General features: G+C 44.3%; 1 protein-coding gene. It reads left to right on the forward strand.

The window, feature by feature from the left end:
* A partial coding sequence (locus tag L1271_RS24510) for a non-ribosomal peptide synthetase (RefSeq protein WP_235369040.1) occupies positions 1–3,468 on the forward strand: 3,468 nt, incomplete at both ends.

Below are 3,468 nucleotides of genomic sequence, written 5' to 3' on the forward strand. Positions count from 1 at the left end.
GAAGAGGCAGGAGAGTCACAGTTACAGGCTTACGTCCGAACAGAAGAAGCGACGGGTTTGGCACAGCAGCTACGTGAGTATCTACGGGCATTACTACCAGAGTACATGCTGCCAAGTCGCTACATTGCGGTATCACAGTGGCCGCTATCCCCGAACGGTAAAATTGACAAAAATGCGCTAAAAGCGAAAGTTAATCAGCCTATAGCTGATCAAATAATGCAGCCTCAGTCAGAGACTGAGGTTAAGTTGTTAAGTATTTGGTCTAGCATATTAAATACTCCGGTTACTGAAATAGACCTAAATAGTAGCTTTTTTAGTCAAGGCGGGCATTCCCTACGGGCGGTAAAAATGCAAGCTGCAATACAAGCAGAATTTGCAAAGTCACTGTCCTTACAAACCATTTTTAAGGCCCAAAGCATTAGAAATATAGCTCACTGTCTTGATGAGCAAGCTGACTATATTCTTGGCGCGACGATTCAAGCTAAGGCAGATAAGTCACAATTACACCCGCTGTCTTATGCACAAAAGCGGTTGTGGTTTATAGATAACCTGAATCAAGGTAGTTCTGAATACCATATTACTTCAGCGGTACAACTAAGCGGGAAATTTGATTTAGCGAGCGCGCAGCAATCCTTTACTTTGCTTATTGAGCGTCATGAGACTTTAAGAACCGTCTTTATTAAATCGGCTGATGGCGTTGTGATGCAGAAAGTTAATCATACTAAGCCTTTTCAGATAAAGCACTTATCATTGACTCACTTAACGGGAGATGCGCAAAAGCTGGCTTTAGAACGGTTGATACATGAGCAAAACAGTCAGCCTTTTGATCTGAGTTTAGACCAAATGCTACGTGTTTCGGCGGTAAGTTTAGCGGAAGATGAGCTTGCGATTATTTTTACAGTACATCATATTGCTTCAGACGCTTGGTCAATGGGGGTCTTGGTTAATGAGTTTTGTAGTATCTATCAGGCGCAGGTGACTCAACAGCCACAAGACTTACCTCCTCTCAGTATACAATATAGTGATTATGCACATTGGCAGCAACAGAGTGACACCCAAGCGAGAATAAGTAGTCAGTTGCATTATTGGCAGCAGCAGTTGCAAGGGCTGCCCTCTGTGCACCAAATACCGTTAGATCACGCTAGGCCGAGTGCTAAGTTAAGTAATGGTAAACGCCTACAACGAAAATTACCCTCAGCGTTGGCTGAGAAATTACAAAGGCTTGCTACCGCTGCCAATATAACCCCTTTTATGCTCTACCATGGGGCATTAAGCCTATTAATATCAAAATATAGCTATGAACACGACGTTGTGATTGGCACCCCTGTAGCAAATCGATGTCAAACAGAGCTGGAGCCGTTGATCGGCTTCTTTGTCAACACACTAGTGCTTCGTAGTGATACTCAAGAGCGTACTTTATCTGCATTCTTTCAGCATATTCGCGACGTGAACCTTGCAGCGCAAGAACATCAGGAAGTACCGTTTGAACAAGTGGTAGATGCTTGTTGTAACTCTCGTACAACTCAATATACACCGCTATTTCAGATCATGTTGAACATGAATAATACGGAGTCTTCATCGTTCACGCTTAGTGGTGTAGAAGCAAATCTTATCCCAGTGGCAGCTGATAGATGCAAATATGACTTAGAGTTTGCGGTACAGCTAAGTAGCAGTTGCCCTGTGTTGATGTTGCAATACGATACTAGCTTATTTTTACCCAGTAGTATGGAGTTAATGCTGGCCGATTTCGCCGCATTGCTAACAAGCTTAAGTGAGTGTACTTTTGAAACGACGATGCTTAGTGAGCTTACGCTTTCCTCATCAGAACGGGGATATATTGGGCGAGAAGCACCACAAGAATTAAGGTTACAAGAGTCGTTTCAACAGCAGGTCAATAGAAAACCAAAACAGGCAGCACTGCAGTTTTCTAACAGCACGATGACTTATGCGGATTTGGCAGCACAAGTTCAAGATCTCGCTTGCTACTTAGTAACTCATTTCCCACCTCATGCTCGAATTGGTATTTGTCTCGGCCGTTGTGAGTCTTTGTTGGTTTCAGTATTAGCAATATTGCGTGCTGATATGACCTATGTTCCTATGGATCCGAGTCACCCAGAGCAACGTTTGTTAAGAATAGCCGAGCATGCGGAGCTGGCAGCCATTATAACAAAGCCTGAGTGGCAGTCGAAGCTACAAGGCGTCTCAATTGCTACTGTCGTCGATATCAACACCTATGAGAAAACGGCTAAAACTAAGTTAGCTGAGGTGTACAGCAACCCTGTCGCGTATGTTATTTATACATCTGGTTCAACTGGCACACCGAAAGGAATTGAGGTACTACATAAAGGCTTAAGTAACTATCTTGATTATGCAGCAAAGCATTATCTCTGTGCAGGTATATTACGTTCAGTAGTTAGTTCAACACTGAGTTTTGATGCAACGTTAACTTCGTTATTGGCACCACTTATCAGCGCTAAAACAATCACGATACTGCCAGAAGAAGATACTTTAGCTGATCTGTATCAGTGTTTGCGCAGTGGCCCTGCTAGTTTGTTTAAACTTACACCATCCCACCTGAAGGCGCTTTGCGCTATTCACCATGGTGAGAGTATTACAACACCTCATACGATAGTGGTGGGTGGGGAACAGTTTACAGGCCAGCTGTTGGGACAGTGTCAGCGATGGCTCAATGGCGCGACCTTTGTGAACGAATATGGCCCCTCGGAAACCGTCGTTGGCTGTTGTGATTATGTTGTACTTCCTGGCCAGAAAGAGCCCGCTAGTGCAGCGGTTTCAATAGGTCGTGCGATTGCAAATACCCAACTTTATGTGCTTGACCCATATCTTCAGGTGGCACCTAAAGGTGGGGTCGGTGAGCTATGTATTGCCGGCTTTGGAGTTGCTAAAGGATATTTACAGCAGCCCCAACTCACAGCCGAAAAGTTTCTGAATTGGCAAGGGGAGCGGATCTATCGCAGTGGGGATCTTGTCCGTCAACGCAAAGATGGCAACTTAGTTTACGTAGGCCGGATCGATGAACAGGTAAAAATTCGTGGCTATCGTATTGAGTTGGCTGAAATTGAGGCGCTTGCAGTGGCGTTTACTGGCGTTGAACAAGCCGTAGCCCATGTTATTGAAGGAAAAAATAACAGTGCTCAGTTATTACTTTATATAACGTTAAAACCAACTTTGTGTGGCAATGAGCAGACTTCATTGTTGAAGCGTTACCTCGCCGAACAATTACCAGAATATATGGTGCCGAGCCAGTTTGTGGTGTTGGAGCAATTTCCACTTACAGTCAATGGTAAGGTTGATAAACGCGCTTTGCCACAACCGGAGTTGACGACAGCACATTACCGAGGACCACAAAATAAAACAGAAGCGCAATTGCAGCAATTATGGTCGAGTTTATTAAAGATACCGCAAGCGTCACTGAGCTGTGAGGCAAACTTCTTTGCCCTAGGTGGC

It is taken from the genome of Pseudoalteromonas sp. OF5H-5 (assembly GCF_021530695.1).
In the GTDB taxonomy this organism is placed as follows: domain Bacteria; phylum Pseudomonadota; class Gammaproteobacteria; order Enterobacterales; family Alteromonadaceae; genus Pseudoalteromonas.